Origin of the sequence: Vibrio sp. 10N.247.310.24 (genome assembly GCF_041467175.1) — a bacterium.
Lineage (GTDB): Bacteria > Pseudomonadota > Gammaproteobacteria > Enterobacterales > Vibrionaceae > Vibrio > Vibrio tasmaniensis_A.
In genome coordinates this window covers 1-26710 of sequence record NZ_JBFSUD010000063.1, presented here as the reverse complement: position 1 = coordinate 26710, position 26710 = coordinate 1, and the positions used below count along the sequence as shown (strand labels likewise).

Sequence of the window (26710 nt, the reverse complement as noted above, 5' to 3'; positions counted from 1 at the left end):
ATGACACTCTCCAATTTCATGTTGGAAATGTGTCAACCATATTTAGGACGGTACATTGAACAAAAAAAGGGACGCTAATGGCGTCCCTTTTTTTATCTGTAACTTGCTTAGTACATCATCGGTAGTGTCATTAGACCTACAACTACCGCGATCATTACAAGTCCTTGTCTTTGCGAAGATGAAATCATAACACTACTCCTAAATTTGGTTGTCTCTCGCTATGTTTTAAAGAATAGCACTACTTATGGCTTTAGATCAAGAATTACTTTCGAAGCCTTTAAAAGTGATAGAAAACTATTGGGTTTTCTATCACTTTTGCTATGTTTTACTGTGTGTTTTGGGGAGCTCTTATTTTGTTCGTTATGATTTTTTTTTGTTCTCATTTGTTTTAAGTTGTTGTTTTGTAATGGTCATTTTGTGTAATTTATATTGTTAAAGGTTGTTAAACTGTATTAATGGGGCTTGGTGGTGTCTAGGTTTGTTTAATTAAGCTTTATAGGTTTTAGGTTTGATTTTTGTGATGGTTTTTTGACAGGAAGCTTAGCTAAACCTGACAAAGTGGTTTTTATAAAGGTAATTTACGCACTTTGTAAGTCTAGGTTTGTATAGTGTTGGAAAGTTCTATGTAAGTCTGCTTTTTGATTTTAAGTGTTTGTTTTTAATGTGTTTGTGTATTTTATTTTGAACTTTTAGTTATGTGGTATTTGCAATATATAGCGACATATTGTGGCGTTGGTAGGATAGAAGTGATTGGAATTTAAGTTTGGGTTCTCTAGCGTCAATTTATATGAGTTTTCCGAACAATGAGTCTATTTTAAAAGGAATAATCACTATCGCTGAGGGTATTGTGACGACTTCAATCTAAAGATGCTCTTTTTAGTGGAAGCGTAATCAAGATCCAATTTTGAAGGGCTGAGGCTTTACATCAACACCCGTGTGCCTAGACTGGCGACGATTAAAAGCAATAGGGCAAATGATATGTGGAGTTGGTTGGCGGTTTCCTTGTCTGGTATTGGAGCAATAACAGGAACGAAACATGGGCATATCGGTCAGGCTTTATTGTATAAGGTCTTTACCTTTGTATTATTGGCGACTATTGCTCTAACTCAATCTGTTGTCGTTGATTTTACCTATTGGGTAGTCGCTGGGTTAGCGATATCCGCGATCGCAGATGTGCTTCATACTGTTACTCAAAAACGTCTTCTGCATTTTGTGTGTTTCCTGTTGGCTCAACTTTGTTACAGCAAAGCATTTTGGTTACAGCTATCAGGAGAAATGGTCTGGTGGTTGTTCGCGCTGCTGTTAGCTGCATGTATCGTTGCTTTCTTCCTATTACTCCCTCGCTTAGACAAACTCGTTTTTCCAGTGGTTATCATGGGTATTGTGCTCATTCAGCTTGCTTGGGCCTCTGGTGAAGTCTGGTTACTTGAGCCTCAGCTATCACATGCTGTTGGTTTTGTTGGTTGCTGCGTGCTGCTGCTTTCCGCATTGGCGTACGCCCTAAATTTCTATCGCAGCCCAATCAAGGGCGCTTACTTTTGGGTAACGGGCAGTTATTTTCTTGCACACGCTCTCATCGTTGCTTCCCTCACCATTTAGGGTAGAGCTAGCTTAATTCTGAGCTACATCAAGGCAGCTTAGATGAAAATAGGTACTCTACGTCTACTTCATTAAACATGAGATAGAGTTATGACCACTGAAATCCACGCACACAACGTTTTAAACCTACTGAGTGAAAAGCCACTGACTCGTGAAGAATTGACGCAAGAGCTCGCTCAAACCTATGGCGCTGAAGCTCGCTTTCATACGTGTAAGCTGAACGGTCTGGATTTAGATGGATTGCTGAAATTTTTCCTGAAAATGGAAAAGGTCGTGATCATTGATGACAAGCTTTGCACTAATCGCGAACGTGTTTGTAATCACTGATCTTGAATGACCATCAGTTCTTGTCGCCAGTGAACTGTGATTAGCGAGTGGATGCGATATTCTTGGCTCCACTCCGACCATTTCTCCCTCGTTTGGCTCTCATAAATACACTTCCAATAACGTAAATTTCTAAGTTTGTTACTGTGTTCGAAAATCAATCTTGAGGCTGCTATACTCCGCGCACTTACGCTTTCGAGACAAACTTATGGAAATTTTATCTGCAGCGACCATGCTGTTTCTTATTATGGATCCGCTTGGCAACTTACCAATCGTGCTTTCTATCCTTAAGCATATTGATCCGAAGCGTCGCCGTATTGTTCTTGTTCGCGAACTAATGTTTGCGCTGATTATCCTGCTGCTGTTCTTGTTTGCTGGTCAAAGCATCATGAACTTCCTGCATGTGCAGCCTGAAACCTTGAGTATCTCTGGCGGTATTATTCTGTTTATCATCGCGATTAAGATGATTTTCCCAAGTGCGGGTAGTATTACTGGCCTCGCGGCGGGTGAAGAACCGTTTATTGTGCCGATGGCGATCCCTATGATTGCTGGCCCTTCAGTGATTGCGGCATTGATTCTTTTGTCGACACAGCATCCTGACAACATGTTAGAGCTTTCAGGCGCAGTGATGCTGGCTTGGGGCGCGACCTTCTTCATTCTTATGTTTAATGGCTTCTTCCTACGAGTACTAGGTGAGAGAGGCCTTAAAGCCATCGAACGCTTGATGGGCCTGTTGTTGGTTATGCTGTCGACGCAAATGTTCCTAGATGGTGTAAAGGGCTACATGGGCTAACATCAGTATCATCGCTGAATAAAAAAACGCCGCTCAAATGAGCGGCGCTTTTGTATCAACTGTTTCTGTCATGATGTTTTCTGTCGCTAAGCGTTTTATATCTGAGCTTAAGCTTTATTACATCATGTGTTTGCGTCGGATATCGAGTAGGGCAAAGACGCCGAAAATCAATATTGACCACTTCTCCCAACGTGACATTTCGATCTTATCGCCAAAAGCACCGATGAAAATCAGCATCTGCAGGCCGTGCATGAAGAATAAGAATGCTGTCATGATATAAAGCGCAATCGCAGCATTACCCGGGAATGGGTAGAAAATATTGGCTATTAAGATAAACCAAACAAAGGCGATGGCTGCTTTTGCTAGTGGAAGCAAGAACTTCATTCAATAACTCCTATTCTTTAGTGATTCGATTGAACAGTCGATAGCTCGACTGGCCAGTGGTCTTATCGCGATGTAATTCCCAGTTTTCTGGCATAGCTTCGAGTTTTAGCTCTTTCTCTGTCTCGACGTAAATGATGGCGTTGTCTGCAAGCCAACCGTTGCTCTCAAGCAGTTGTACTGTTTCTGCGAGTAAGCCTTTACGAAATGGAGGATCAAGAAAGACCATATCGTAAGGAGTGCCTGGTTTCTTAAGAAAAGAGATAGCATCAGTGTTGACTACATTGATGTTGTCTGCTTTGAGCTCTTTCGCGTTATCAGAAAGCTGTTTGGCCGCTTTTTGATTCATTTCGAGCAGTGTCACCATTTTTGCTTGGCGAGAAGCGGCTTCAAAACCTAGACCACCAGAACCGGCGAATACATCCAAGCAGGTCGAATGTGGGATATCTTGTGCCACCCAGTTAAAGAGTGTTTCTTTGACTCGGTCAATGGTTGGGCGTAATCCTTCTAAATCATGAACAGGCAGCTTTCTACCTCTCCATGAGCCACTAATAATTCGAACAAAGCCTCCGGATGGCTTTTTTTGTGATGTGTTTTGCTGGCGACGTCTTACCATAGATTTTTTGACCGCTAATAAAGTGATACTATACCGAGCCCAATTTAAGTGGGTTCGAGTATTAAATAAATTTACAATGACAAAGTGTATCAAGCTAAAAGCAAACTTATCACTGCTTTGTCATTTTTCTTTACTATTCGTTTGTACAAGCTTGTATTGTATAACAATAGCAAAGAGTCGACGTGTATTAAGTCAATACAGCTAATTAGTAGATCTAGGAAACTCCTCTGATGACGGAAAAAAAGAAGCGCGGATTATTATCGTGGCTTGGTTTTGGTGAAGAAGAACAAAGCCCAAAAACTCAGAATGAAGCGAACGTAGAAAACGTTGAAGATCAAACTGAAGTTGAATCACAAGTTGAGGCTGAACAGGTCGCACCTGAAGTTGAAGACGCTAAATCAACGGAACCTAAGTCTGTTGAATCTGAACTTGCGGAGTCAGAGCAAACGCTTGAAGAGGCTCAACAAGATCAGCAGCCTGTCGCAGCAGAAGCAGAAGCAGAAGCAGAAGCAGAAGCAGAAGCAGAACAGGAAGAAGTGATTGCTTCTCAATCTAAGGTTGAAGAAGTTCAAGAGAAGCCGACAGAAAGCTTCTTTGCACGACTTAAGCGTAGCCTAAGCCGTACTAAAGCAAACATTGGTGCTGGCTTCTTTGGTTTGTTCAAAGGCAAGCAAATCGATGAAGACCTGTTTGAAGAATTAGAAGAGCAACTTCTGATCGCCGACGTGGGTATGAATACCACCGTGAAGATCATTGAAAACCTAACAGAAAAAGCATCCCGTAATGACCTAAAAGACGGTGAAGCGCTTTATGGTCTGCTTAAAGAAGAGATGTCAGAAATCTTGAGCCAAGTGGAACAGCCACTGGTTGTTGATACCACTAAAACACCTTATGTTATCTTAATGGTGGGTGTGAATGGCGTGGGCAAAACAACCACTATCGGTAAGCTGGCGAAACAATTCCAAAGTGAAGGCAAGAAAGTGATGCTGGCGGCGGGTGATACCTTCCGTGCGGCAGCGGTTGAACAACTTCAGGTTTGGGGGCAGCGTAATGATGTTCCGGTTATCGCTCAGCACACTGGTGCCGATAGCGCGTCTGTTATCTACGATGCGATTGAAGCGGCGAAAGCGCGTGGTGTTGATGTTGTGATTGCAGATACTGCAGGCCGTTTGCAGAACAAGAGCAACTTGATGGAAGAGCTACGCAAGATTGTTCGTGTAATGAAGAAGATCGATGATTCTGCACCGCACGAAATCATGTTAACGCTAGATGCAGGTACCGGTCAGAATGCGATTAGCCAAGCGAAGTTGTTTAGTGACGTGGCACCAGTAACGGGCATTACGCTAACTAAGCTAGATGGTACGGCGAAAGGTGGCGTAATTTTCTCAATTGCTGACCAGTTCCAGATTCCAATCCGCTACATTGGCGTGGGTGAAGGCATTGACGACCTGCGTCCATTTGAGTCGAAAGACTTTATTGAAGCACTATTTAGCCGCGAAGAGTAACGCGTGTAGCAAAGTGGTTTATCCTTAACCTGCTACCGTTTTAAATTTGATATGAGTGATCGTAAGAGGAATTTTCGGTGATCAAATTTCAGCAAGTGAGCAAAGCCTATCGAGGCGGACGACAAGCGCTCCAAAAAGTGGACTTTCATCTCAAACGAGGAGAGATGGCATTTTTAGGCGGGCACTCTGGTGCTGGTAAAAGTACCTTGCTGAAGTTGATCTGCGCGATAGAGCGTCCAACTGACGGACGTGTTTGGTTTAACGATCACGATATTACTCGTATCCCAGCCAAAGACATTCCCTTTTTACGCCGTAACATCGGAATTGTCTTTCAAGATCACCGCCTACTTATGGATCGCTCGATCTTCGATAACGTCGCTCTGCCTATGCGTATAGAATCTATTTCTGAAAACGAAATTAAACGTCGAGTCAGCGCCGCGTTGGACAAAACCGGTTTATTAGATAAAGCCCGTTGTTTGCCAAGCCAGCTCTCTGGAGGTGAACAACAACGGGTCGGTATTGCTCGCGCTGTGGTTAACCGTCCAACTCTGCTTTTAGCGGATGAACCAACTGGTAATCTAGATCCTGAACTATCGAGTCGTGTATTACGCTTGTTTGAAGAGTTCAACCGTGCGGGTGTCACGATCATGCTAGCGACGCACGATATCGGGTTAGTGAACACTCGTCCTCAATATCGTCATCTGGAATTAAACCAAGGCTTTTTGAGTGAGGTTGAAGATTATGGCCGCGAATAAGCGCATTAAGAAACCTCAATCCAATCGAGCAGCAAACCGAGCTTCAAGCGACGGTTTCTTTGTTGTTCATTGGAAACAAGCCAAGTCATCGTTCTCGCAAATGTGGCAGCGTCCGTTGGGTAACTTGCTGACGCTTGCGGTGATTTCAATGGCTTTAGCTATGCCCGCTTGTTTGTACCTACTGGGCAAGAACGTTGGTGAAGTGGCGCAAGATGTCACCAGCCCGTCACAAATTAGTGCCTATGTAGAGGATGGTATCCCTGAGCCGAGAGTCATGGTGCTTAAGGATGAAATCGAAAGTTGGGACCAAGTCGATCTGGTTGAGTACATTTCTCCGCAGCAAGGTCTTGAAGATCTTAGCCAGTATTCTGGTTTTGAGGACGCCCTAACTATCCTAGATGATTATTCATTGCCAGGTGTGTTGGTGATTACGCCAAGCGTACACAGCGACACGTTAATTAAAGAACTGGCAGGCAAGGTTAAGAAGCAAGAGTTAGTCACCGATGTTCGTTTAGATGAAGATTGGTTAGCTCGACTGGATGCTATCAAAGCACTTGCGGCTGTCATCGTGATTACCTTAACTGTGTTGATGCTGGGCGCAGTATTTCTGATTATCGGCAACACATTACGATTTAATGTGTTGGCGCATAAAGAAGAGATTCAAACCATGAAGCTGATTGGTGCTACCGACAGCTACATTCTTCGACCATATTTGTATGCTGGAATGTGGTTTGGTGTTTTAGGTTCGATTAGCGCGTGGGTAATGACGGCATTGATTACCGTATTACTGAACAGTGCAGTGGATGACTTGGCTCAGCTGTACGATAGCCACTTCCGCTTAATTGGCCTGAGTTGGGATGAATCTTTATTGCTTTTGATCGTCGGAACCTTGCTTGGTAGTGTAGCTGCGAAGCTTTCTGCACAGCGTCATCTAAAAGAAATTGAACCAGTTTAGGTGAATAGAGTCATATTTATACGAAAAATAGGCAGTTCTTAACCAGTTTTTGCCTTGTATAGACGAATTGATTATGCATAATTACTTCCCCCTCCTTGAAACCTGTTCATTTTAGGTTCAAGATTGTCGGGTTTTAATAGATGTATTACTCCAGATCAGAGATTGATGAGGAACCGAATGGCAAACCAAGCGTATCAAATGGCTTTAGTCACACAAGATAGTTTAGATAGCTATATCCGCTCAGCGAACAGTTACCCAATGCTGACGCCTGACGAGGAACGTGGACTTGCAGAGCGATTACATTACAAAGGTGAGATCGACGCTGCGAAAGGCTTGATCCTTTCACACCTACGATTCGTGGTGCACGTTGCAAGAGGCTACTCTGGCTACGGGCTGCCAATGGCTGACCTTGTCCAAGAAGGTAACATCGGCTTGATGAAGGCTGTTAAGCGCTTTAATCCAGAAGTTGGTGTCCGTCTAGTCTCTTTTGCTGTTCATTGGATCAAAGCTGAGATTCATGAATACGTATTGCGTAACTGGCGTATCGTTAAGATCGCAACGACTAAAGCACAGCGTAAATTGTTCTTTAACCTTCGTAAGTCTAAAAAGCGTTTAGGTTGGTTCAATAACGGTGAAGTTGAGACGGTTGCGCGTGAACTGGGTGTTGAGCCTTCAGAAGTTCGAGAAATGGAATCTCGTTTAGCGGCACAAGACGCGACGTTTGAAGCGCCTATGGACGACGACGACGGTGGTTCTGCTTACACAGCTCCAGTTTATTACCTAGAAGATAAAGCGTCAGACGTTGCTGAGACGGTTGAAGCAGCTAACTGGGAATCTCATACTAATAATCGCTTAGGTCTCGCATTGAAGAGCTTAGACGAGCGTAGTCAACACATTGTTCGCTCACGTTGGTTAGACGACAACAAAGCAACACTGCAAGACTTAGCGGATACCTATAGCATTTCTGCAGAGCGTGTCCGCCAGTTAGAAAAGAATGCGATGAAGAAATTGAAGCAAGCAGTTGGCGACTTCTAATAGCATTTAATTTTTAATAGTATTTGGTTTCTCATAGTAGCAAGCAAATAGCTTAATTTTGAAAAGGCCGAGATCGAGAGATCTCGGCCTTTTTGTTTTGGATCGATTTCTCAACTTTTGCGATCGAAATTTGCAAAATGATTTTGTGGATAACTCTGTGAGGAATTTATTCGTCAGCTGTCTAAAAGCAGGGTGTAGTAAGGCTTTGACAGGGTTTTTTGAGTGGGGATATGTTTCAGTTAACCCACAGTTAGATCAGGATCATTACTACATGTTGTGGATCTATTTTTAAAAAGGCACTTTATTCACGCAATTCACAGATTTATCCACAAATGGTGTAAAAGTGATCGCTGGTGGATAACCTTATTAAGTGGGTGTGATTGTTAGCCTTGGGATAGGTTACAATGGCAGCAAAGTAAATCAGTATAAAAAGAGAAAGTCATGGACCAGTTTAAACATATCGACGTTAAAGGCGCTCAAGCCCTTATTGAACAAAGTGAAGCTCGACTTGTCGATATACGAGATCCGCAATCTTTTGCGGTAGCCCATTCAGAAACCGCCTACCACCTGACTAACGATACAATGGTGTCGTTTATGGATGAGGTTGAGTTTGAACAGCCTATCTTAGTGATGTGTTACCACGGTATTAGTAGCCAAGGCGCGGCACAATATTTAGTGAACCAAGGCTTTGAAGAGGTATATAGTGTTGATGGCGGTTTCGAAGCTTGGCATCGTGCTGAACTTCCGGTGATTGCGGGTTAATAGCTTTATCACTTAAACGCTTCAAGCATCTCCATAGTATGAATAGGAAGTAACAATGATTAGATTGATGGTGTTAGACAACCCACGTCTTGCTCAAGCATTTATTGATTATATGGCCTCTCGTCAGATCCCTATTCAGATGTCTTCAGAGGGAGAAGGGCGTTTTGCTTTGTGGCTTCTTGATGGTCAATTTCAGGTTGAAACCGAAGCTGAGCTGAATCGTTTTCTTGCTGAACCCAATCATAAACGCTATCAAGCGGCGTCTTGGGATATGGCTGAGTCTAGAAAGAGTCATTTCCATTACCACACACCAAGCTTTTTGGGCATGATCAAAGCAAAAGCAGGTCCTGTGACACTGAGCCTAATGTTGGTGTGTGTGGTGATTTTTGCGCTGCAACAGATTGGTTTTGGCCAAGCTATTTTCAATGCCCTGCATTTCCCAGCGGTTGATGGACAGCAATGGCAGCTGTGGCGTTGGTTGAGCCATGCTGTTCTGCATTTCTCTGTTATGCACATCGCATTCAATATTTTGTGGTGGTGGCAGCTAGGTGGGGATATTGAGAAGAAACTAGGCAGCCTCAAGCTACTTCAGATCTTTGCTGTCTCTTCTGCGCTTTCAGGTGCTGGTCAGTATTGGGTTGAAGGGGCGAACTTCGGTGGTTTGTCTGGTGTTGTGTATGCTTTGGTTGGTTACTTATGGGTTGTCGGTGCGAAGGCGCCACAACTTGGTTTAGGTATCCCAAGACAGATTGTCGGCTTTATGTTGGTGTGGTTAGTGCTTGGGTACATGCAGCCATTTATGGCGATCGCCAATACAGCGCATTTAGCTGGCCTAGCCGCTGGTGTCATTATTGGCTTTATCGATGCGATGAAAGCACCGAGCTCGGCAAGAAGCTAACTCATTTTTTCTAGTGAGTAGCCAAACGATAGAGACAAAAAAGCGGCCAGATGAGCCGCTTTTTTATTGGGATTCGTTTTTACATCGTTACTGGTAAAGATATTTGGTAAACAATAAGTCAGCAATGAGAGTTTTACCTGTTTCAGGAAGTAAAATCTTATTGAGGTGCTCAACTAAGGACTTTCTCAAATCTTCACGACCGGATAGAGACTTAATTGTCTCTTCATTTTGCTTGCCGAGTAATTCAATCACCGCATCACGAATCAATGGCTGATGATGCTCAATGGCTTCTAAGTCATTACTATTTGCGACCATTATGTCGAGACGGACCTGAATATAGCCCAGTTTTTTACCTTTAGTGTAAAAATTGGTGGTGAGATCGGGCTCTAGCGTGAAGTAGGCTAGTTTGGGTGTCGATTCTTCTTCAGCGAAACTTGATGCTGAAAACAGTAGATTAATCGCAATAAATAGTTGGGCTACATAACGTTTGTGCATATTTGAGACTTTTCTTTAGTTTATTCGCGATATTCGAAACGCATTAGTCTTGTTACAATGAGCGGTCTAAATCTAAATACGTTTACAATTCGAAGGACGCTTTAATTTTATTCGAAAGTTGAAGCTTTATTGTACGTGTAAAGTCACCTATTGAATACTAGTATGAATCAGTCAATATCATTGTATCTAAATTCATTAATGAATGTAGATTGGCAAAGCACAGAAAAATTTAATTTTCCTAATGAAACCACCAAAGAGTGGCTTATGGAACAAGGATCGCTTTCCCGTAAGTTGGGCAAGTGCTGCAAGCACCTGTCTGTTGAGTTGCTTCATAATCAAGTTGTGGAACGATCAATTCTGCAACAGGACGAAGAACGCCTTTTATCATCACATGATTGCTTACTGCGTAAAGTGATTTTAAAGGGTGATGATGAGCCGTGGGTGTTAGGTCGAACCTTAATACCTCGAATTACCCTAGAAGATCATCAGCATTCTGACCTTTCTCAACAAGGGGATGTCCCGCTTGGGTTAACGGTTTTCAGTGCTGAGAACGTGGAGCGAGATGCGCTTCAAGTCGGTTGGGTTATCGCTGGCGATGAGCGATTACTCGCGCGTCGTTCTCGATTATGGATGAATCATAAACCGATGCTTGTGGCCGAACTTTTTTTACCAACATCCCCCATTTACTCTAAGGAGAGTGTGTAAATGCTTGCCACCAAAGCGAAGGCGTACTGGCAATTGACGCGAATGAATCGCCCGATTGGTACTCTGTTACTCCTTTGGCCGACCTTGTGGTCGCTGATTATTGCTGCGAAAGGCATGCCTGATTTTGATGTCTTGGTTGTTTTCATACTCGGTGTGGTGTTAATGCGATCGGCTGGCTGTGTGATTAATGATTTTGCTGACCGTAAAGTTGATGGTCATGTCAAACGCACCAAGCAACGTCCATTACCTTCAGGTTTGGTTTCCAGCAAGGAAGCCATTGTGCTCTTTCTAGTGTTAGCTGTGGTTTCTTTTTTGTTGGTACTCACCATGAACCCGCTGACTATTAAGCTCTCTTTTATTGGGGTTGGTCTCGCGTTCATTTATCCTTTCATGAAGCGTTTTACACACCTTCCACAGTTGTTTCTCGGATTGGCTTTCAGTTGGGCAATACCAATGGCTTGGGCGGCGCAAACCAATGAACTGCCAAGCATTGTGTGGTTTATCTTCGTGATTAATGCGTTGTGGACGATAGCCTACGACACGCAATATGCGATGGTTGACCGAGATGATGACTTGAAGATTGGCATCAAGTCGACGGCTATTCTGTTTGGTCGTTTTGATAAGCTTATGGTTGGTGCGCTGCAGTTAGTTACACTGGCGATGTTGATTGCATTGGGCATGCACTACCAACTCGGTGATACTTTCTACTGGGCACTGTTAGTTTCGGGAAGCTTGTTCGTGTATCAACAGCATCTGATGCGTCACCGCGATCGAGACCTTTGCTTCCAAGCCTTCTTGAACAATAACTATGTTGGAATGGCGGTGACTGTAGGCTTGTTCATTACCTTCTGGTAAGCATCAACTTTACAAGTAAACGAGCGCTAAAGAAAAAGGCACCCATTGGGTGCCTTTTTTGATCGTGTTCAGTCTAGTGATTAAAGTGAATGCTAACCAAGAGATTATTCTGCTTGGTGGATACTCTCTTGAATCGTCAAACGTACTTCAGGGTAAAGCATTGAGTAGAGAAGTTTAGCGAATTGCTGAGTCTTTTCTAAATCACAGTTACCATCGTTATCCAGATATTGCTGCTGTTTCAGAGTTGCGAACATCGACGCAAACACGCCTTTATCGAAGAACTCCGGTGCGTTGATACCTTGTAGGCGACCCAGTCGCTGTGCGATGTCTTGGCTCTTCTGCTCAAGGTCTGACTTATCTAGATCAGGATTCTCTGCCAATAGGTTCAGAGCAATTGAGTAGCGCTGGAGCGTTTCTGAAATCGTACGGCCTAGTAGCATCAGTGCTTGGCTGTTTGACTGGTTGATCGTTACTTGGTTGTTCGACACAACAAGCATGCCTTGACCGACTAGCTCATCAATGATGTTCGCAACCACGCTTTCAAGCTGATCTTCGTCGTAGCTTAAAAATAACTCTTTCTTTAAGAATGGGTAGATAGCTGCAACATTTTCTTGAATAGCGTCGATTGATAAACCGTGCTGACGAATGGTCATCTGAGCGATCAATGATGGCAATGCAAACAAGTGAATGATGTTATTACGATAGTAGGTCATCAGAATCGATTGGTGACGATCAAGCGAAATGATGTCGCCCATAGTGTCTGATTCAATTAAGAACTTGTTCAATGACTCTGCGTGTTTTACTAAGTCTTCAGCGCTGTCTTTAGGCACTGTGAATGTACCTGAATAAGGCACATTCTTAAGTAAAGACAGGTAGCAGTTGATCTGAGAAATCAAAGAGTCACGAGACAATGCGCGCTGTCTTGAAGCCAATAGTGCCGTTGCACAAAGAGTCAGGGCATTGGTCGCTGCCGCATCGTTAATGTGCGTCATCATTTTGGTTGCCAAGTCATTAACCACCGGGTTCATCCATTGTGGTTTGCTGGTTCCCATTGGGTCGATATCTTTAGTCCACTCAGGAGCATGTTCGTTCAGATATTGGTTAAGCTGAATTGGCTCACCGAAGTTCACGTAGCCTTTACCAAAGTTACGCAGCTTACGAATTGTACGAATCACTAGACTCGCGTTTTCTTTCTCTTTACGCTTACCACGAAGTTCTTTCGCGTAGGTCGCGACTTCCATTACGTGCTCATAGCCGATGTATACAGGAACCAAAGTCACCGGACGGTTCATGCCGCGCAGCATGGCTTGGATTGTCATCGCTAGCATGCCGGTTTTCGCCTGCAATAGACGACCTGTACGAGAGCGACCACCTTCACTGAAGTATTCTACCGAGTAACCTTTAGCGAATAATTCCGCTAGGTATTCGCGGAAAATAGTCGAGTACAACTTGTTGCCTTTGAAGCTACGACGAATAAAGAACGCACCGCCGTGACGGAAAATAGGACCGGCAGGGAAGAAGTTCAGGTTGATACCTGCTGCGATGTGCGGAGGCACCATGCCTTCATGATAAAGCACATAAGAAAGCAGTAAGTAATCCATGTGACTACGATGACAAGGTACATAAACGATCTCGTGACCATCTTGAGCCAGCTTACGAACGGTTGAAGCGTTGCTAATATGCAGGCCTTGGTACAACTTATTCCACAACCAACCAAGAATCTTCTCACCGCGTTTAATCAGCGAGTAAGAGAAGTTAGCTGCGATCTCATCCATGATGTCTTGAGCTTCTTTGCTCGCTTTCTCTATGGAAATATTTTTTGATTCAGCTTCATCTTCTATCGCCTTTTTGATTGCTTCTGACTTTAGCAGGCGGTCGAACAGAGCTTGGCGGCTTGGTAGGTTTGGACCCGATGCTGCAAGCTTTTGACGAGAGAAGTGAATGCGTGCCACGCGCGCCAGTTTATGCGCGATGGTGCTGTCGGTACCGTGTGAGTTAGCCATGTATCGTAGAGATACCACTGGGCTAAAGCGAACCAGACAGTCACGACCTGCTAGCAATACAGCTTTCGATTTCTCTAAGCCGTTCATTGCTTGTAGGTAAGGCTTCTGGTTATTCTCTTTACCAGGTTTACGACCCCACAATACGGTGGCAGGGATAACTTGAACGTCGAGCTCAGAGTCTTCAGCATGCAGTGAAAGCAGTTCAGAGAAGACTTCAATTGATGAGCTTGGTACATAATCATCGTCTTGCAGTAGAGTTTTGCGAGAAGAGATAAAAACGTAGCGTTGCAGTGATTTGCCATTGATTTCAAGTTTGCTCAACGGATCAGGCAACCCTAGTTCAAGTGCATGTTTTTGCAATGTAAGAATGTCTACACTTGAGCGAAACGGTAAGGCGTATACAATCGGTTTGCTCAAATCAATGTTCAAATCCTCTACAGGGTTTGAAGGGATTGATGTGCTCTTTACCAATAGGGATAAAGGTAGCTTCATTAATGAACGTGAAAAAGATTGTCCAGAAGACATATAGGTTCACTGCCTCAATAGTTATTTCAATGTGCTCAAGCGTATCTCTATTTCTATAATGAGAGGATAAATCCTATGAGTGAAATAGGGATAAGCCTAGGCGTAAATTTAATCGATGCAAGAATACCAGAAACTGGTCTAACCTTTTAATGGAAATAGTCATATTGCCGTTAAGTTTGTGGAAAATCATTCATCGACTGATTGAGTATAGAGTTAAAAATGACCAAAAAATCAAACACCGGATTCAAACGTATCGTCAAAGCGGCGGGCTTTTCATGGCAAGGTATCACGAGCTCGTTTAAAAACGAGGCTGCATTTCGACAAGAAGTCTTCATGGCCGCAGTGCTTATTCCGTTGGCGTTCTACTTAGATGTAAACCAAGTTGAGCGAATCTTGATGATTTCAGCCGTCGTGTTGGTGATGGTTGTCGAGTTGATCAATACCGCGATTGAAGCGGTCGTTGACCGAATCGGTAGCGAACATCATGAGCTTTCTGGGATGGCGAAAGATGTTGGCTCAGCTGCCGTTTTTATCTGTTTAGTATTAGCTGGTTACGTGTGGTTAGAGATCTTGTTTTTGTAATTTGCTAAAAATGAACTAAAAACAACCAATTGCTTTGCTTTTGTTCAGTTACTGGATATACTCACAGTCAACTGTATAAAAAGACAGGTGAATCATGAAGCCGTTAACGCCCCGCCAGCAACAAGTTTTTGACCTTATCAAAAGTAAGATCGAGGATTGCGGTATGCCACCGACTCGTGCAGAAATCGCACGTGAACTTGGCTTCCGCTCTGCAAATGCTGCAGAAGAACATTTGAAAGCTCTTGCTCGTAAAGAAGCGATTGAGATTATCCCGGGTGCGTCTCGCGGTATTCGTATTTTGCTTGAAGATGCAGCGAACGAAGAGCAAGGTTTACCATTAATCGGTCAGGTTGCCGCTGGCGAGCCTATTTTGGCTCAAGAGCATGTAGAAATGCACTACCAAGTTGACCCAGGTATGTTTAAGCCACAAGCTGACTTCTTACTTCGCGTAAATGGCGAAAGTATGAAAGACATCGGTATTATGGATGGCGATTTACTGGCCGTGCATAAAACACAAGACGTGCGTGATGGACAAGTTGTCGTGGCTCGTGTCGACGATGACGTAACGGTAAAACGCCTAGAGCGCAAAGGTTCTACCGTTCTGTTACATGCTGAAAATGAAGAGTTTTCTCCAATTCACGTGGACTTAGAATCCCAACACTTGTCTATTGAAGGACTTGCGGTTGGTATTATTCGTAACACGGACTGGATGTAGTCAGTGCAAACAGCTTATTGATATTTACTCTCAATAACTTGTTATTGTAATTGATATTCATTATCATCTTCTTTGTCGAGATACAAGGAAGATGATGATGCCAAACCCAACCAAACCTCAAATGAAGCCGCTTATTCGTAAGTCGCACACCTATGATCAAAAGGCTTCTTCTGATCTCGGGTCAGCACATCAAGAATTCCAAGTACCGACCAATCTTGTTCAACACCTTTGGTTTCGCAGCCGCGAAAGTCTAGCCGATGACGGTCTTGTTTATGACCCTATTGCAGCACAAGCCTGCAAGCGTTGCCAACTCGCACCTGAATGCCTTACCGGCGAACTCGACCAACAACAACTCCTTTACGCGACACTGACTCAACTTTGTGACTCTCAAGTTCAACAGTTTTTATCTCATAACCCAGATGCTTGGATTATTAACGTAGGAGCAGGGCTTGATACCCGTTTCTACCGTTTAGATAACGGCCGCTGTCATTGGGTTGAGCTAGATGTAACCGAGAACCTAGTTTGGCGACAACGCCTGTTCCACAAGAATGAACGCTATCGTCTAGAGTGTGGCTCGGTGGATGACCTGACTTGGTTGGATGAACTTAATATTCCAGAACAAGCTTCGGTGATGGTGGTGTGTGAACATGCTCTGTTGGATTGCAATGAACAACAGACGGCGAACTTTATTCAATCTTTGAGCCGTTATTTTACCCACGCACATGCGTGTTTAGTGTTAGCTGGAGATAAAAGCTCTAGTGCACTGGGGCAAAAGCTCGGTTCTGGAAAATACGCACATGGCTTATCTTCTCCGATAGACAGCGTCCTTAATTGGCTGCCATGGGCTCAGTGGGTAAAAGCGTTTTCTCCACTTGACCAGCAGTGTAATCGTTGGAAATTGTGGCAGCGACTTCTTTGTAAAATCTCTCAGGTCAAAAAGCGTTTAACGCCGCAGTTAGTGCTTGTTAAGTGGTAGTGCTAGCGGTTCTGTTGGCAGGTATCTGAATACTTGCCTCGTTATAGCTATTCGTTATCGATAAAAGGCAAGCGCCTCCCCACACCATAGTGAAAGCCCACTCACTAGGTTAAACTATCGCCTCTAATCTAAGAGGTGATCGTGAAGTTATTTAATCCCCAAACTATTTTTCAAACGTTATCCAATCAGGCGATGCACAAAAAAGTGCTGTTACTCGCGATCCCGATGGTTCTTTCTAATATTACGGTTCCACTGTTGGGCTTAGTCGATGCTGCGGTTATCGGTCACTTAGAGCATTCTTGGTATTTAGGTGGTGTGGCGCTGGGTGGCACAATGATCAGCGTGACCTTTTGGCTGCTCGGTTTCTTACGAATGTCGACGACGGGACTGGCCGCGCAATCTTATGGGGCTAACGATGGCAAGCAACTTGGTTTAGTCTTTGTGCAAGGCGTGACCATGGCACTAGGGTTTGCTGGTTTCTTCTTGCTATTGCATAGCTTTGTTGCTGATGCGGTTTTCTCTCTGAGTAGTGCCAGTGACCAAGTGAAACACTATGGTCAGCAATATTTCTCTATCCGAGCATGGAGTGCGCCTGCTGCGTTGACTAACTTTGTGCTGTTAGGTTGGTTACTCGGAACCCAAAATGCCAAAGCACCCATGTGGATGGTGATCATTACTAATATCACCAACATCGTTTTAGATATCGTATTTGTGATTGGCCTCGGCTGGCAAGTGGAAGGCGCAGCATTGGCATCGGTAATTGCGGACTATGCGGGTTTAACATTTGGCCTGATTTGTGTTTACCGAATCTGGGTGAAGAAGCAGTTACCATCGCCATGGGAGCTGCTTAAGAAAACCAGCCAAGGTTTGAGTCGTTTCGTAAAACTGAATCGCGATATCTTCCTTCGTTCACTATGCCTACAAGCGACTTTCACTTTCATGACCTTCCAAGGTGCAAGCTTTGGTGATGATGTTGTTGCGGCCAATGCAGTGTTGATGAGTTTCTTGATGATCATCTCTTATGGGATGGATGGTTTAGCTTACGCAATGGAAGCGATGGTCGGTAAAGCGATAGGCGCGAAAGATAAAGATGAATTAAATCAGTCGTTGATTGGTACCTTTTTCTGGAGCTTCAATATTTGTTTGGTTCTAACCATAGTGTTCGCGATCGCTGGGTCTAATCTAATTAATATGATCACCACCATCCCAGATGTAAAAAGCCAAGCTGAGGTGTATCTGCCTTGGTTGATCGCAATGCCACTGGTTTCAATGTGGTGCTTCTTGCTGGACGGTATCTTCGTGGGCGCAACCAAAGGCAAAGATATGCGTAACAGTATGTTTGTTGCGACCTGCAGTTTCTTCGTAATTTTCTACTTAGCATCAGGTTTTGATAACCATGCGCTGTGGCTAGCAATGTTGAGCTTTATGGCGATGCGTGGGATTGGTCTTGGTGTTTTATTTGTTTCTCAGTGGAAGAAAGGAGAGTTTCTCGCTTAGCTTGCATAGCTTAGTTCAGGGAACAAAAAATAAAAACAGCAAGCTCATGGCTTGCTGTTTATGTATTTGGCCTACAGGTGGTCAAATAGTCCTGTTGGTTCTTTGTTTAGAACAAACGGTTAAGTCCGTTAAGCGCTGCGACGCGATACGCCTCGGCCATCGTCGGATAGTTAAAAGTAGTATTCACAAAGTATTCGATGGTGTTGGCTTCACCTTTTTGTTCCATGATCGCCTGACCAATGTGAATGATTTCAGCGGCACGTTCACCAAACACGTGGATACCTAAAATCTCTTTAGTTTCACGATGGAAAAGTATCTTCAAGCTACCAATATCTTTACCTGCAATTTGAGCGCGAGCTAAGTGCTTGAATGAAGAACGTCCCACTTCATACGGTACTTTAGCTGCAGTAAGCTCTTGCTCGGTTTTACCGACAGAGCTGATCTCAGGAATGGTGTAGATACCTGTTGGGATGTCTTCGATAAGGTGTCGTTCTGCTTCACCTTTCACCACGGCTTGGGCCACAAATCGACCTTGGTCATAAGCAGCACTTGCTAGGCTAGGATACCCAATCACATCACCGACAGCGTAAACATGTTCAACACTGGTTTGGTAGTTGCTGTTGACTGATACTTGTCCACGAGAGTCCGCTTCTAAGCCAACCGCACCAAGGTTCAGTTTATCAGTATTACCCGTTCGACCATTGGCATACAGTAGGCAATCGGCACGCATTTTTTTACCTGACTCTAGATGAATGATTACACCATCATCTGTTCCTTCAATTTTCTCAAAGGTCTCATCGTTACGAATAACAACACCACTGTTCCAGAAGTGGTAAGAAAGTGCATCTGAAGTTTCGTTATCTAAGAAGGACAACAGGCGATCGCGAGTATTAATGAGATCGGTTTTAACGCCTAAACCGCGAAATATAGAGGCATATTCACAGCCGATAACACCAGCACCATAGATGATGATGTGTTGTGGGTCGTGTTTCAGAGAAAGAATCGAATCACTGTCGTAGACACGTTCATGCATGAAGTCGACGTTGTCTGGCTGATAAGGACGAGAACCTGTCGCGATAACAAATTTGTCTGCGCTGTAGTGTTCTTCAGTACCGTCGCTTTGCATTACGGAGATCGTGTGGGTATCGATAAAACGTGCAGTACCGAAGACTAACGTGCATTGGTTGCGATCGTAGAAACCTTGGCGCAAGCGAGTCTGTTTGTCGATGACCGATTTAGCATGCCCCAGAATATTGGAAAATGTTGAGTGGATACTTTTATTGTTCTGACAAAACAGAGGGTTACTGTTGAATTCAATAATACGACTAACGGCATGACGCAGTGCTTTGGAAGGAATGGTCCCCCAGTGGGTACAACCACCACCAACGCTGCTCTCTTTTTCAATGATAGCAACGTTCAACCCGGCTTTGGTTAATCCCATCGCTGCCCCTTCTCCTCCGGGGCCACTACCAATTACGATTACATCAAAGTGGTTGGAGTGCGACATAGATATCTTCCTTGTTATATTTGATTAACATTGCTTTAGCGAGATTTTAACTGATTCTGTTCTTGGGTACATGAAAAGGGCATCAGAGAGTCGGTGAGATCACGTCATGCTACTGAAAAAATAATATTTGGTATGTCGTATGTCTCCAAATGACGGTGCGGATATTGAAATGTTTTCTTTGAACGTATTTACTTCGATACGTGAACAAAGAGGTGTGTTTAGTGTCTTATATAACCAGAGTGCCTTATATAAGTAAGTGATTCGCGTTATATTGAATAGAGTATTAGACATGCCTGTTTAGGCTGTAAAAGAAGATGTTGATAAAGTATGAAACCAATGGGCATTCGCGCACAGCAAAAAGAAAAGACTCGTCGTAGCTTAATCGATGCGGCATTCAGCCAACTCAGTGCCGATCGTAGTTTTTCTAATCTAAGCTTGAGAGAAGTCGCTCGTGAGGCTGGAATAGCTCCGACTTCCTTTTATCGCCATTTCAAAGACATGGATGAGCTTGGCTTAACCATGGTCGATGAAGGTGGCTTATTGTTGCGTCAGTTGATGCGTCAAGCTAGGCAACGCATAGTAAAAGAAGGCAGCGTGATTCGCACATCGGTTGAAACCTTTATGGAATTCATTGAAAGCAGCCCAAACGTATTCAGACTGTTATTGCGGGAGCGCTCAGGAACTTCATTTGAGTTTCGTGCAGCGGTAGCTCGTGAGATACAGCATTTCTCTGCTGAGTTAACCGAATATTTGATCACAACAGGAATGACAAGAGACGAAGCTTTTACTCAAGCGGAAGCCTCCGTCATCTTGGTTTTTAACTCAGGGGCAGAAGCATTAGATTTAGATCGACGTCAGCGAGATGAATTGGCTGAGCGTTTGATCATGCAATTGCGAATGATGGCCAAAGGAGCTTTTTGGTATCGTAAAGAACGTGAACGTAACCGATTAAAAGGCGGGATTGAATAATGTCGAATGAAAATAATACTGTAAACCGTGGTTCTGAAAGAAAGACACTCGTACTTGCTGTTGTAGCAGGTGTGTGTGGTGATGCACTGTTATCTTGGGTAACAATGAGCGAAGTGGGCTTTTCTATCTTCCCACTGATTGCTTTAGTTTTGGCTGTACAAGCGCTTTACCAAGAATACCTAACTAATCCCGTATCTGAAGATATTCCGTTAGTGGGTTTAGCTTGTTTCTTTGTAGGTGCATTTGGCCACTCGGCTTTTGTGAAAGCACAACACCCTGATGCCGGGTCAAACTTCTTTGCGATTATCGTCGCGATGCTACTGCTCGCTTGGGTAGGTAAGAAGCTAGGCTTTATCGGTAAAACCGCTTAAACCAATCTATAAATAAAAAAACGAGCCAATTGGCTCGTTTTTTGTATTTGCTGCTTAGCTTAGCTTTGACCTCGACCTAGAGAGCGAGGCTTATGCTTTACGCTCTAGGAATACACCTGCTTCCATATGGTGCGTGTAAGGGAACTGGTCAAATAGAGCAAAACGGGTGATGTCGTGTGTTTCGCTTAGAATGTCTAGGTTCTCTTTCAATGTCTCAGGGTTACAAGAGATGTACATGATACGCTCGTAGCCTTGAACCATCTTACAAGTATCGACATCCATACCTGAACGCGGTGGATCAACAAAGATAGTGTTGCAGTTGTAGCTCTTAAGATCGATGTTCGCTTGCTGTAGACGACGGAATTCACGCTTGCCTTCCATTGCTACGGTAAAATCTTCCGCAGACATGCGGATGATCTGAACATTTTCAATCTTGTTGGCTGCGATGTTGTATTGCGCAGATTCTACTGACGGCTTCGCCAGTTCTGTTGCCAGTACACGTTCGAAGTTCTGTGCCAGTGCTAGTGAGAAGTTACCGTTACCACAGTAAAGTTCAAGTAAGTCGCCTTTGCTGTCTTGAGTACAGTCGACTGCCCACTCCAACATTTTCTCTGCTACTTTGCCGTTTGGTTGAGTAAAGCTGTTCTCAACTTGCTGGTAGATGTAGCTATCACCATTCACATCTAGCTTTTCAATGACGTAGTCGCGATCCAGTACGATTTTCATTTTACGCGCACGGCCAATCAGATTTAGGTTAAAACCTTCATCGTTCAATTGTTGTTTTAGCGCTTTAGCTTCTTGAATCCACTGCTCACCTAATTGGCGGTGGTAAAGCAGTGACACCAAAATCTCGCCGCTTAAAGTCGAAAGGAAGTCTACTTGGAATAGTTTGTGGCGCAGAGAGTGGTTGTCCTTCATTGCATCCGTTAATAGAGGCATTAGGTCGTTAATCAGGCGGCTAGCCGCAGGGAACTGGTCGACACGGTATTTTTCTTTAGTTTCTTGATTGAACATGACGTAATACATATCGTCACCTTCATGCCACACGCGGAACTCTGCACGCATACGGTAGTGTTGTTCTGGAGATTCATACACTTCCAGCTCAGGCACATTATATTCTGAGAACATTTCAGTAAGACGCTCAGTCTTTTCTGCCAGTTGTTCTTGGTAGCGTTGCGGGTTTACTTCTAAATTCGCCATTGTTATGCCTTTTGCTATCGTGCTTTTAAATCAAGAGCGCAGATTTTATTCAATCACAGGCGCTTGTCCAGTGTTGAGAGCCATTCAGTCTAAATAGACGACGAAAACTATAGCTTATAACTATCTTAGACTAGACAAATGATTCATAGGTCAATACTATTTCCGGCAAGCTGGTGCCATGTGGATGTATAGATGGCTGAAGAGGGAATCTGGTGTAAATCCAGAACTGACGCGCAGCGGTAAGAGAGAACGAGTATTCAAAGACACTGCAAATAGCGTTTTGTGGGAAGTCGAATATTAGGTAACCATAAGGTTGTGCTCTTGAGTCCGAATACCTGCCAGCGGCCAAACCATAAAATGTGGTTTGGTAGGACTTTACGCGATTTAGGATCACAACATGAACAAATCCCTTTTAGCGGTTGCTGTAGCATCGCTGCTTTCACCTATCTCCAATTTACACGCACAAGAAGCATCTGCTGACGAAACCATGGTCGTTACGGCTAACCGTTTTGAGCAGTCTGTGGGTCAAGTTACAGCAACTGTCGATATTGTGACTAAAGAGCAAATTGATAACCTGCAAATCAAATCTCTAACGGAAGCTTTAGCATTATTACCTGGTGTGCAAGTAACGCAAAATGGCGGACGTGGACAAAACAGTTCAGTCTTTGTTCGCGGTACCTCATCGAATCAAAGCATTGTCCTCTATAACGGGGTGAGAATTGGTAGTGCGACAACTGGTAGTGCGAACTTCTCAGCTATTCCTCTAAGCGGCGTTGAACGTATCGAGTTAGTAAAAGGTGCTCGTGCTGCGGTATATGGTGCTGATGCAATAGGTGGTGTAATTAACATTATTACTTCATCAGGGGCTGATGTTGACTCTGGTACTGTTCAAGTTGGCGCTGGTACTGATAACTATCGCCAAGGCGCAGCTGGTGTGAGCTCTAAAGTTGGTCAGAACTCTTGGATCAATATGTCTGTAAACACTGAAGCGTCAGATGGTTTTGATGTCGTAGGCACTGGCCCGGCTCAACCTGATGAAGATGGCTATAGCCGTCAAGACTTAACGCTTGAGGTTGGGACAAACTTTTCACCTGAGTGGTCTGCCAAAGTGATGGGCTTCTATCATAAAGGCGTGACTGAATATGAAAGTTATAAGGACTTTTCAACAGGTAAGCTATCAGCTGATGAGCAAGAATCTATTCTTTTCAACTACGCAGCGCTTGTTGCATATAATGGTGAGAAGTATCGTTCATCTTTGTCTGTATCAACTAACCGCGACGATAGTAACAATAAAGGCGGTCAAGTTCCGGGTAGCCACTTAATCACTGATCGCCATGCTCTTAACTGGCTGAACTCTTATCAGTTATCTGAGATCTTTGTACTTAATGCAGGCGTTGACCTAACTAAAGACACCGTGGCTGATTCCAAAATTTGGAGCAGCAATAGTTACCAGAAATATGACGGTACTAGTCGTAAGAATAATGCAGTATTCGCTTCGGCTTTCTATGACAATTCAGGTCTGCAAATTGAAGCAAGTGTTCGTCATGATGACAACGAAGTCTATGGCGGAAAGTCGACATGGCAGCTAGGAACTGGTTATCTTGTTAATCAGAATTGGCGTTTGATTGCGTCTGGTGGTACTGCCTTTCGAGCTCCGACATACAATGACTTATTCTGGCCTGGCTATGGTAAGAGTGACTTGAAACCAGAAGAGTCTTTGAGTTTTGAGGCTGGATTTGAGTTCTTCTCTGACGTATCAGATATACGCGTTGTAGGTTATTCAAACAAAATTACTAATTTGGTAAGTTATCAGTCAAAAGGTGAAGCTTTAAAGAATTCTGATGCGACAATACGTGGTATTGAAGTAAGCTCGCAGTTTGAGACTGGCGTGATTTCACACTCAGTGTCGCTAGACTTCCTAGACCATAACAACAAAATCAATGTTGCTGGTTATGGTCAACCAGAAGACATTCAAGATAAAGAGCTGTCTCGTAGAGCAAACTTTGCAGCGAAATGGTTGGTCAGCTATGAACACAATGACTGGCGTGGTGATTTGAGCTATCAGTATCAAGGTAAACGCTATGACGATGCAAAAAATACGGTGGAACTTGAACCGTATAGCCTCGTGAACTTTACACTAGCTTACCAGTTGACCGAACAATGGAAACTACGAGCTAAAGTTGAAAACTTGTTTAATACTCAATACCAAACGGTGGATAAGTATGAAACGCAAGATCAAGCATACTACCTAAATGCTTCATACCAGTTCTAACTGGTATGCAAACCGCCTTCGGGCGGTTTTTTCTTATTGGATATATCAATGAAAAAGAAAGTCGTCATGAGTTGGTCGTCAGGAAAAGACTCTACGTTAACGTTAGAGCGCCTACTTGAAAGCACCGAGTATGAAGTTGTTGCTCTGTATACTACGTATGTTGGAGATGAAGTTCCTTTCCAGGTAACTCCTATTGAGGTAGTTGCAATGCAAGCTCGATTGGTCGGTTTACCATTAATCATGATTGAGCTACCGGAAGTCTTCCCAAGTAATGAGGTTTATCAAAGTACGATTGTCTCGGTACTTAAAGATTCTAGTTTATCAATCGATGCGGTCGCGTTTGGAGATATGTTCTGTAATGGCATTGCCGATTACCGAAGAAGTTATATAGAGCCAGCTGGTTGGGAGTGTGTGTTTCCCCTAATGGGAGAGAGCAGTCAGGTACTTGCGAGTGAAATAATAGACAGAGGAATCGAAACCTTTCTCGTCACGGTCGATACCGATGCATTAGACATGAGCTATTGCGGGAAAGAATACACGTTTGAGCTAATCGACAGTTTACCGAGTCACGTCGACCCATGCGGCGAAGATGGTGAGTTCCATACTTTAGTAACGTCAGCGCCATGCTTTAAAGGAAGGCTTAAGATAGAGCTGGAAAATGTAGATCAGGGTGAGCGCTTTGTGCATCAACGCTACCGAGCCTGCATTATGTAGAGTGATGATTGGCGAAAACTAAGTGAAGGGGTATCATTGCAACGGAACTTATTACAGGTAATGGTTGTGTCGGAAAGCATACAAAAAAACATATTGATCTTTGATTCTGGAGTTGGCGGTCTGTCCGTATATAAAGAGATAAGCCACTTACTACCGAATCATAACTATACTTATGTATTCGATAACGAGGCTTACCCATACGGTGAGCTCGACCAGCAAGTCCTTATCCACAGAGTTCAAAGCATCGTCGCCAGTTTTGTGGCTAGCCACGCTATTGATATTGTGGTGATAGCCTGCAATACAGCAAGTACAATTGTGTTACCTACACTAAGGGCTAATAACCCAATCCCTATTGTCGGGGTTGTTCCGGCAATCAAGCCAGCATCGCTACTTGCCAATAAAGCCGTTGGTCTTATTGCAACACCCGCAACGATTACTCGTGAATACACACACGAGCTCATCAAAAACTTCTCTAGTAATAAAAGAGTTGAGCTTTTAGGTTCTACTCAGCTGGTGGATATGGCCGAAGATAAACTCCGAGGAGAGGCGATTAACCTTGAAGAGCTGCAGCAAATCCTTCAACCAATGATCAACACAATTGATGTGGCTGTTTTAGGGTGTACTCATTTCCCACTGATCAAATCAGAGATTCAGCAAGTGCTAGGTAAAAACGTGATGTTGATTGATTCAGGTAAGGCTATTGCTAAGCGGGTTCAAGATTTATTGGATTTAGAGAGCAGTACTGAAGAAGGGGGAGTGCGTGAGGCTTTTTGTAGTGCACTTCCTAAAAAAGAAAGTGCACTAAATAGTATGCTGAAGCAGTTAGGGTTTAGCTCAGCTCAGCTTCGTCCGTTTCTGGATGTTTAGGATCGTTTGCAACGCGTACTTTTAAAGTACGTTGCATGTAATCTTTATCGTTAAGTTCTGAAATAGCATGATTCACATCATTACTTGCCATAACAACAAATCCAAAACCTCTTCTTTTACCAGTACGTTTGTCTTTCATTAAACGTACAGCAAATACTTCACCATATTCAGAGAACAATTCACGTACATGTGATTCATTCGCTTTGTATGGCAGGTTACCCACATAAAGTGTTTTTGTTGAAGCCTTAGGTTCTGACTCTGATTTTGAGTTGGTGCTTGAAAAATTAACAACAAAAGCGGAAGCCAAGACACCAAGGATAAAGGTAATTGCAGGCGATATATCTACCTGAGAGAAAACAATGCCGCCCAATACAGCTAGCGCGACAATTAACAACATCGATTTTTTTGAGTTCATATCGGAATACTACATATTAATAAACGAAATATACGCATCTACCATTAACAAAATAGACACATGAATCTTACGTTCATGGCTTCCATTTTGCCAATGTATTGCTGTGATACGTCTCAAATGTTTAGTTTTTATTCGAAAAATGCGGATGTGGTGGCTTTTTAGGCGAACAAAACTTTTATTTAAAAAAGCTCTTGTGCTCTATATCGAACTCTCTATAATGCCGCCTCACCGACAAGGAGTGAGACGAAAGTCACGCTGCGAAATCGGTAGAGAATAAGAGTTTGAAAATAACCCTTGACTCTCTAAGTGGTGCAGGTATAGTACGCACCCCTAGCGACTGAGATGTGAGTCACAAAACGCTAGCGCTCTTTAACAATTTAAACCTATCAATCTGTGTGGGCACTCGTTGATGAATATCA

27 protein-coding genes and 1 riboswitch are annotated in these 26710 nt (G+C 43.6%); of the genes, 20 read left to right on the top strand and 7 right to left on the bottom strand.

What is annotated here, in order from left to right:
- The first annotated feature begins 978 nt into the window (after positions 1 to 978).
- From AB6E08_RS17260 to AB6E08_RS17250, 3 genes are all read left to right on the top strand, one after another.
- Entirely contained in the window at positions 979 to 1599 is a 621-nt protein-coding gene (locus tag AB6E08_RS17260; protein WP_029223157.1) for a lysoplasmalogenase, read from the top strand.
- 90 nt (positions 1600 to 1689) lie between these two features.
- Positions 1690 to 1926 carry a YecH family metal-binding protein gene (locus AB6E08_RS17255; protein WP_009848231.1) on the top strand — a complete coding sequence of 79 codons (237 nt, stop codon included), beginning with the start codon at positions 1690 to 1692 and terminating at the stop codon, positions 1924 to 1926.
- Between the two features lie 205 nt (positions 1927 to 2131).
- The gene (locus AB6E08_RS17250; protein ID WP_009848232.1) at positions 2132 to 2716 is read left to right on the top strand and encodes a YhgN family NAAT transporter; all 585 of its coding nucleotides are present in this window, start codon (positions 2132 to 2134) and stop codon (positions 2714 to 2716) included.
- Positions 2717 to 2833: 117 nt separating this feature from the next.
- On the opposite strand, the gene AB6E08_RS17245 is transcribed toward AB6E08_RS17250, so the two are convergent.
- Entirely contained in the window at positions 2834 to 3100 is a 267-nt protein-coding gene (locus AB6E08_RS17245) for a DUF1145 domain-containing protein (RefSeq protein ID WP_009848233.1), read from the bottom strand.
- 10 nt (positions 3101 to 3110) lie between these two features.
- The gene (rsmD, locus tag AB6E08_RS17240) at positions 3111 to 3713 is read right to left on the bottom strand and encodes a 16S rRNA (guanine(966)-N(2))-methyltransferase RsmD (protein ID WP_017100857.1); all 603 of its coding nucleotides are present in this window, start codon (positions 3711 to 3713) and stop codon (positions 3111 to 3113) included.
- 230 nt (positions 3714 to 3943) lie between these two features.
- Here rsmD and ftsY point away from each other — a divergent pair, with 230 nt between their 5' ends.
- The 6 genes from ftsY to glpG all read left to right on the top strand — a co-directional run bounded on the left by ftsY (position 3944) and on the right by glpG (position 9623).
- Positions 3944 to 5218, top strand: a complete 1275-nt coding sequence (gene ftsY / locus AB6E08_RS17235; protein WP_135445453.1) for a signal recognition particle-docking protein FtsY — start codon at positions 3944 to 3946, stop codon at positions 5216 to 5218.
- A gap of 77 nt (positions 5219 to 5295) precedes the next feature.
- Positions 5296 to 5973, top strand: coding sequence for a cell division ATP-binding protein FtsE (gene ftsE, locus AB6E08_RS17230; protein ID WP_009848236.1), 678 nt, complete (start codon positions 5296 to 5298; stop codon positions 5971 to 5973).
- A complete protein-coding gene (ftsX, locus tag AB6E08_RS17225) occupies positions 5960 to 6928 on the top strand; it encodes a permease-like cell division protein FtsX (protein ID WP_029223158.1) in 969 nt (322 codons plus the stop codon). The genes ftsE and ftsX overlap by 14 nt, the downstream gene beginning before the upstream one ends.
- A gap of 177 nt (positions 6929 to 7105) precedes the next feature.
- On the top strand, positions 7106 to 7963 hold the full coding sequence (gene rpoH, locus AB6E08_RS17220) for an RNA polymerase sigma factor RpoH (protein ID WP_029223159.1): 858 nt from the start codon (positions 7106 to 7108) through the stop codon (positions 7961 to 7963).
- Positions 7964 to 8404: 441 nt separating this feature from the next.
- Positions 8405 to 8725 carry a thiosulfate sulfurtransferase GlpE gene (gene glpE, locus AB6E08_RS17215; RefSeq protein ID WP_009848240.1) on the top strand — a complete coding sequence of 107 codons (321 nt, stop codon included), beginning with the start codon at positions 8405 to 8407 and terminating at the stop codon, positions 8723 to 8725.
- Between the two features lie 55 nt (positions 8726 to 8780).
- Positions 8781 to 9623 carry a rhomboid family intramembrane serine protease GlpG gene (gene glpG, locus AB6E08_RS17210; RefSeq protein WP_017100858.1) on the top strand — a complete coding sequence of 281 codons (843 nt, stop codon included), beginning with the start codon at positions 8781 to 8783 and terminating at the stop codon, positions 9621 to 9623.
- An 87-nt stretch (positions 9624 to 9710) separates the two neighbouring features.
- On the opposite strand, the gene AB6E08_RS17205 is transcribed toward glpG, so the two are convergent.
- Entirely contained in the window at positions 9711 to 10118 is a 408-nt protein-coding gene (locus AB6E08_RS17205; protein WP_009848242.1) for a flagellar basal body-associated protein FliL, read from the bottom strand.
- Positions 10119 to 10280: 162 nt separating this feature from the next.
- On the opposite strand from AB6E08_RS17205, the gene AB6E08_RS17200 reads away from it, so the two are divergent.
- Together AB6E08_RS17200 and ubiA are read left to right on the top strand one after the other, a co-directional pair.
- Positions 10281 to 10823 (top strand): chorismate lyase, encoded by a 543-nt coding sequence (locus tag AB6E08_RS17200; protein ID WP_162924288.1) that lies wholly within the window; start codon positions 10281 to 10283, stop codon positions 10821 to 10823.
- Entirely contained in the window at positions 10824 to 11678 is an 855-nt protein-coding gene (ubiA, locus tag AB6E08_RS17195; RefSeq protein ID WP_009848245.1) for a 4-hydroxybenzoate octaprenyltransferase, read from the top strand.
- Positions 11679 to 11782: 104 nt separating this feature from the next.
- Here the strand turns inward: ubiA and plsB are convergent, their stop codons facing one another.
- Complete coding sequence (gene plsB / locus AB6E08_RS17190; protein WP_017100859.1) at positions 11783 to 14206, bottom strand: glycerol-3-phosphate 1-O-acyltransferase PlsB; 2424 nt, start codon at positions 14204 to 14206, stop codon at positions 11783 to 11785.
- A gap of 219 nt (positions 14207 to 14425) precedes the next feature.
- On the opposite strand from plsB, the gene AB6E08_RS17185 reads away from it, so the two are divergent.
- From AB6E08_RS17185 to dinF, 4 genes are all read left to right on the top strand, one after another.
- Positions 14426 to 14788, top strand: coding sequence for a diacylglycerol kinase (locus AB6E08_RS17185; protein WP_029223019.1), 363 nt, complete (start codon positions 14426 to 14428; stop codon positions 14786 to 14788).
- 94 nt (positions 14789 to 14882) lie between these two features.
- Positions 14883 to 15503, top strand: coding sequence for a transcriptional repressor LexA (gene lexA, locus AB6E08_RS17180; RefSeq protein ID WP_009848249.1), 621 nt, complete (start codon positions 14883 to 14885; stop codon positions 15501 to 15503).
- 97 nt (positions 15504 to 15600) lie between these two features.
- Positions 15601 to 16479, top strand: coding sequence for a class I SAM-dependent methyltransferase (locus AB6E08_RS17175; RefSeq protein WP_009848250.1), 879 nt, complete (start codon positions 15601 to 15603; stop codon positions 16477 to 16479).
- 141 nt (positions 16480 to 16620) lie between these two features.
- Positions 16621 to 17976 (top strand): MATE family efflux transporter DinF, encoded by a 1356-nt coding sequence (dinF, locus tag AB6E08_RS17170; RefSeq protein ID WP_032499225.1) that lies wholly within the window; start codon positions 16621 to 16623, stop codon positions 17974 to 17976.
- Between the two features lie 106 nt (positions 17977 to 18082).
- On the opposite strand, the gene sthA is transcribed toward dinF, so the two are convergent.
- Positions 18083 to 19483 carry a Si-specific NAD(P)(+) transhydrogenase gene (gene sthA, locus AB6E08_RS17165; RefSeq protein ID WP_009848252.1) on the bottom strand — a complete coding sequence of 467 codons (1401 nt, stop codon included), beginning with the start codon at positions 19481 to 19483 and terminating at the stop codon, positions 18083 to 18085.
- Between the two features lie 327 nt (positions 19484 to 19810).
- Between sthA and fabR the strand changes: the two genes are divergently transcribed.
- Positions 19811 to 20452, top strand: coding sequence for an HTH-type transcriptional repressor FabR (gene fabR, locus AB6E08_RS17160; RefSeq protein ID WP_010438693.1), 642 nt, complete (start codon positions 19811 to 19813; stop codon positions 20450 to 20452).
- A complete protein-coding gene (locus AB6E08_RS17155; RefSeq protein WP_004736696.1) occupies positions 20452 to 20823 on the top strand; it encodes a YijD family membrane protein in 372 nt (123 codons plus the stop codon). Before fabR ends, AB6E08_RS17155 begins: the two co-directional genes overlap by 1 nt.
- Before the next feature lie 90 nt (positions 20824 to 20913).
- On the opposite strand, the gene trmA is transcribed toward AB6E08_RS17155, so the two are convergent.
- Positions 20914 to 22023, bottom strand: coding sequence for a tRNA (uridine(54)-C5)-methyltransferase TrmA (trmA, locus tag AB6E08_RS17150; RefSeq protein ID WP_017100861.1), 1110 nt, complete (start codon positions 22021 to 22023; stop codon positions 20914 to 20916).
- A 154-nt stretch (positions 22024 to 22177) separates the two neighbouring features.
- Positions 22178 to 22381: riboswitch (cobalamin riboswitch) on the top strand.
- A gap of 39 nt (positions 22382 to 22420) precedes the next feature.
- Here trmA and AB6E08_RS17145 point away from each other — a divergent pair.
- The 3 genes from AB6E08_RS17145 to murI are packed head-to-tail and all read left to right on the top strand — an operon-like array spanning position 22421 to position 25876.
- A complete protein-coding gene (locus AB6E08_RS17145; RefSeq protein ID WP_017100862.1) occupies positions 22421 to 24295 on the top strand; it encodes a TonB-dependent receptor domain-containing protein in 1875 nt (624 codons plus the stop codon).
- 48 nt (positions 24296 to 24343) lie between these two features.
- The gene (locus AB6E08_RS17140) at positions 24344 to 25009 is read left to right on the top strand and encodes an ATPase (protein WP_009848256.1); all 666 of its coding nucleotides are present in this window, start codon (positions 24344 to 24346) and stop codon (positions 25007 to 25009) included.
- A 60-nt stretch (positions 25010 to 25069) separates the two neighbouring features.
- Positions 25070 to 25876, top strand: a complete 807-nt coding sequence (murI, locus tag AB6E08_RS17135; protein ID WP_029225473.1) for a glutamate racemase — start codon at positions 25070 to 25072, stop codon at positions 25874 to 25876.
- Here the strand turns inward: murI and AB6E08_RS17130 are convergent.
- The gene (locus AB6E08_RS17130) at positions 25839 to 26291 is read right to left on the bottom strand and encodes an RNA-binding protein (RefSeq protein WP_009848258.1); all 453 of its coding nucleotides are present in this window, start codon (positions 26289 to 26291) and stop codon (positions 25839 to 25841) included. The two genes, murI and AB6E08_RS17130, sit on opposite strands and share 38 nt — an antisense overlap.
- Positions 26292 to 26710 lie beyond the last annotated feature (419 nt).

Excerpts from the sequence above, each read along its gene's own strand:
- AB6E08_RS17260 (WP_029223157.1), top strand. The coding sequence starts at position 979 with ATGTGGAGTTGGTTGGCGGTTTCCTTGTCTGGTATTGGAGCAATAACA.
- AB6E08_RS17255 (WP_009848231.1), top strand. The coding sequence starts at position 1,690 with ATGACCACTGAAATCCACGCACACAACGTTTTAAACCTACTGAGTGAA.
- AB6E08_RS17250 (WP_009848232.1), top strand. The coding sequence starts at position 2,132 with ATGGAAATTTTATCTGCAGCGACCATGCTGTTTCTTATTATGGATCCG.
- AB6E08_RS17245 (WP_009848233.1), bottom strand. The coding sequence starts at position 3,100 with ATGAAGTTCTTGCTTCCACTAGCAAAAGCAGCCATCGCCTTTGTTTGG.
- rsmD (WP_017100857.1), bottom strand. The coding sequence starts at position 3,713 with ATGGTAAGACGTCGCCAGCAAAACACATCACAAAAAAAGCCATCCGGA.
- ftsY (WP_135445453.1), top strand. The coding sequence starts at position 3,944 with ATGACGGAAAAAAAGAAGCGCGGATTATTATCGTGGCTTGGTTTTGGT.
- ftsX (WP_029223158.1), top strand. The coding sequence starts at position 5,960 with ATGGCCGCGAATAAGCGCATTAAGAAACCTCAATCCAATCGAGCAGCA.
- rpoH (WP_029223159.1), top strand. The coding sequence starts at position 7,106 with ATGGCAAACCAAGCGTATCAAATGGCTTTAGTCACACAAGATAGTTTA.
- glpE (WP_009848240.1), top strand. The coding sequence starts at position 8,405 with ATGGACCAGTTTAAACATATCGACGTTAAAGGCGCTCAAGCCCTTATT.
- glpG (WP_017100858.1), top strand. The coding sequence starts at position 8,781 with ATGATTAGATTGATGGTGTTAGACAACCCACGTCTTGCTCAAGCATTT.
- AB6E08_RS17205 (WP_009848242.1), bottom strand. The coding sequence starts at position 10,118 with ATGCACAAACGTTATGTAGCCCAACTATTTATTGCGATTAATCTACTG.
- AB6E08_RS17200 (WP_162924288.1), top strand. The coding sequence starts at position 10,281 with ATGAATCAGTCAATATCATTGTATCTAAATTCATTAATGAATGTAGAT.
- ubiA (WP_009848245.1), top strand. The coding sequence starts at position 10,824 with ATGCTTGCCACCAAAGCGAAGGCGTACTGGCAATTGACGCGAATGAAT.
- plsB (WP_017100859.1), bottom strand. The coding sequence starts at position 14,206 with ATGTCTTCTGGACAATCTTTTTCACGTTCATTAATGAAGCTACCTTTA.
- AB6E08_RS17185 (WP_029223019.1), top strand. The coding sequence starts at position 14,426 with ATGACCAAAAAATCAAACACCGGATTCAAACGTATCGTCAAAGCGGCG.
- lexA (WP_009848249.1), top strand. The coding sequence starts at position 14,883 with ATGAAGCCGTTAACGCCCCGCCAGCAACAAGTTTTTGACCTTATCAAA.
- AB6E08_RS17175 (WP_009848250.1), top strand. The coding sequence starts at position 15,601 with ATGCCAAACCCAACCAAACCTCAAATGAAGCCGCTTATTCGTAAGTCG.
- sthA (WP_009848252.1), bottom strand. The coding sequence starts at position 19,483 with ATGTCGCACTCCAACCACTTTGATGTAATCGTAATTGGTAGTGGCCCC.
- fabR (WP_010438693.1), top strand. The coding sequence starts at position 19,811 with ATGAAACCAATGGGCATTCGCGCACAGCAAAAAGAAAAGACTCGTCGT.
- AB6E08_RS17155 (WP_004736696.1), top strand. The coding sequence starts at position 20,452 with ATGTCGAATGAAAATAATACTGTAAACCGTGGTTCTGAAAGAAAGACA.
- trmA (WP_017100861.1), bottom strand. The coding sequence starts at position 22,023 with ATGGCGAATTTAGAAGTAAACCCGCAACGCTACCAAGAACAACTGGCA.
- AB6E08_RS17145 (WP_017100862.1), top strand. The coding sequence starts at position 22,421 with ATGAACAAATCCCTTTTAGCGGTTGCTGTAGCATCGCTGCTTTCACCT.
- AB6E08_RS17140 (WP_009848256.1), top strand. The coding sequence starts at position 24,344 with ATGAAAAAGAAAGTCGTCATGAGTTGGTCGTCAGGAAAAGACTCTACG.
- murI (WP_029225473.1), top strand. The coding sequence starts at position 25,070 with ATGGTTGTGTCGGAAAGCATACAAAAAAACATATTGATCTTTGATTCT.
- AB6E08_RS17130 (WP_009848258.1), bottom strand. The coding sequence starts at position 26,291 with ATGAACTCAAAAAAATCGATGTTGTTAATTGTCGCGCTAGCTGTATTG.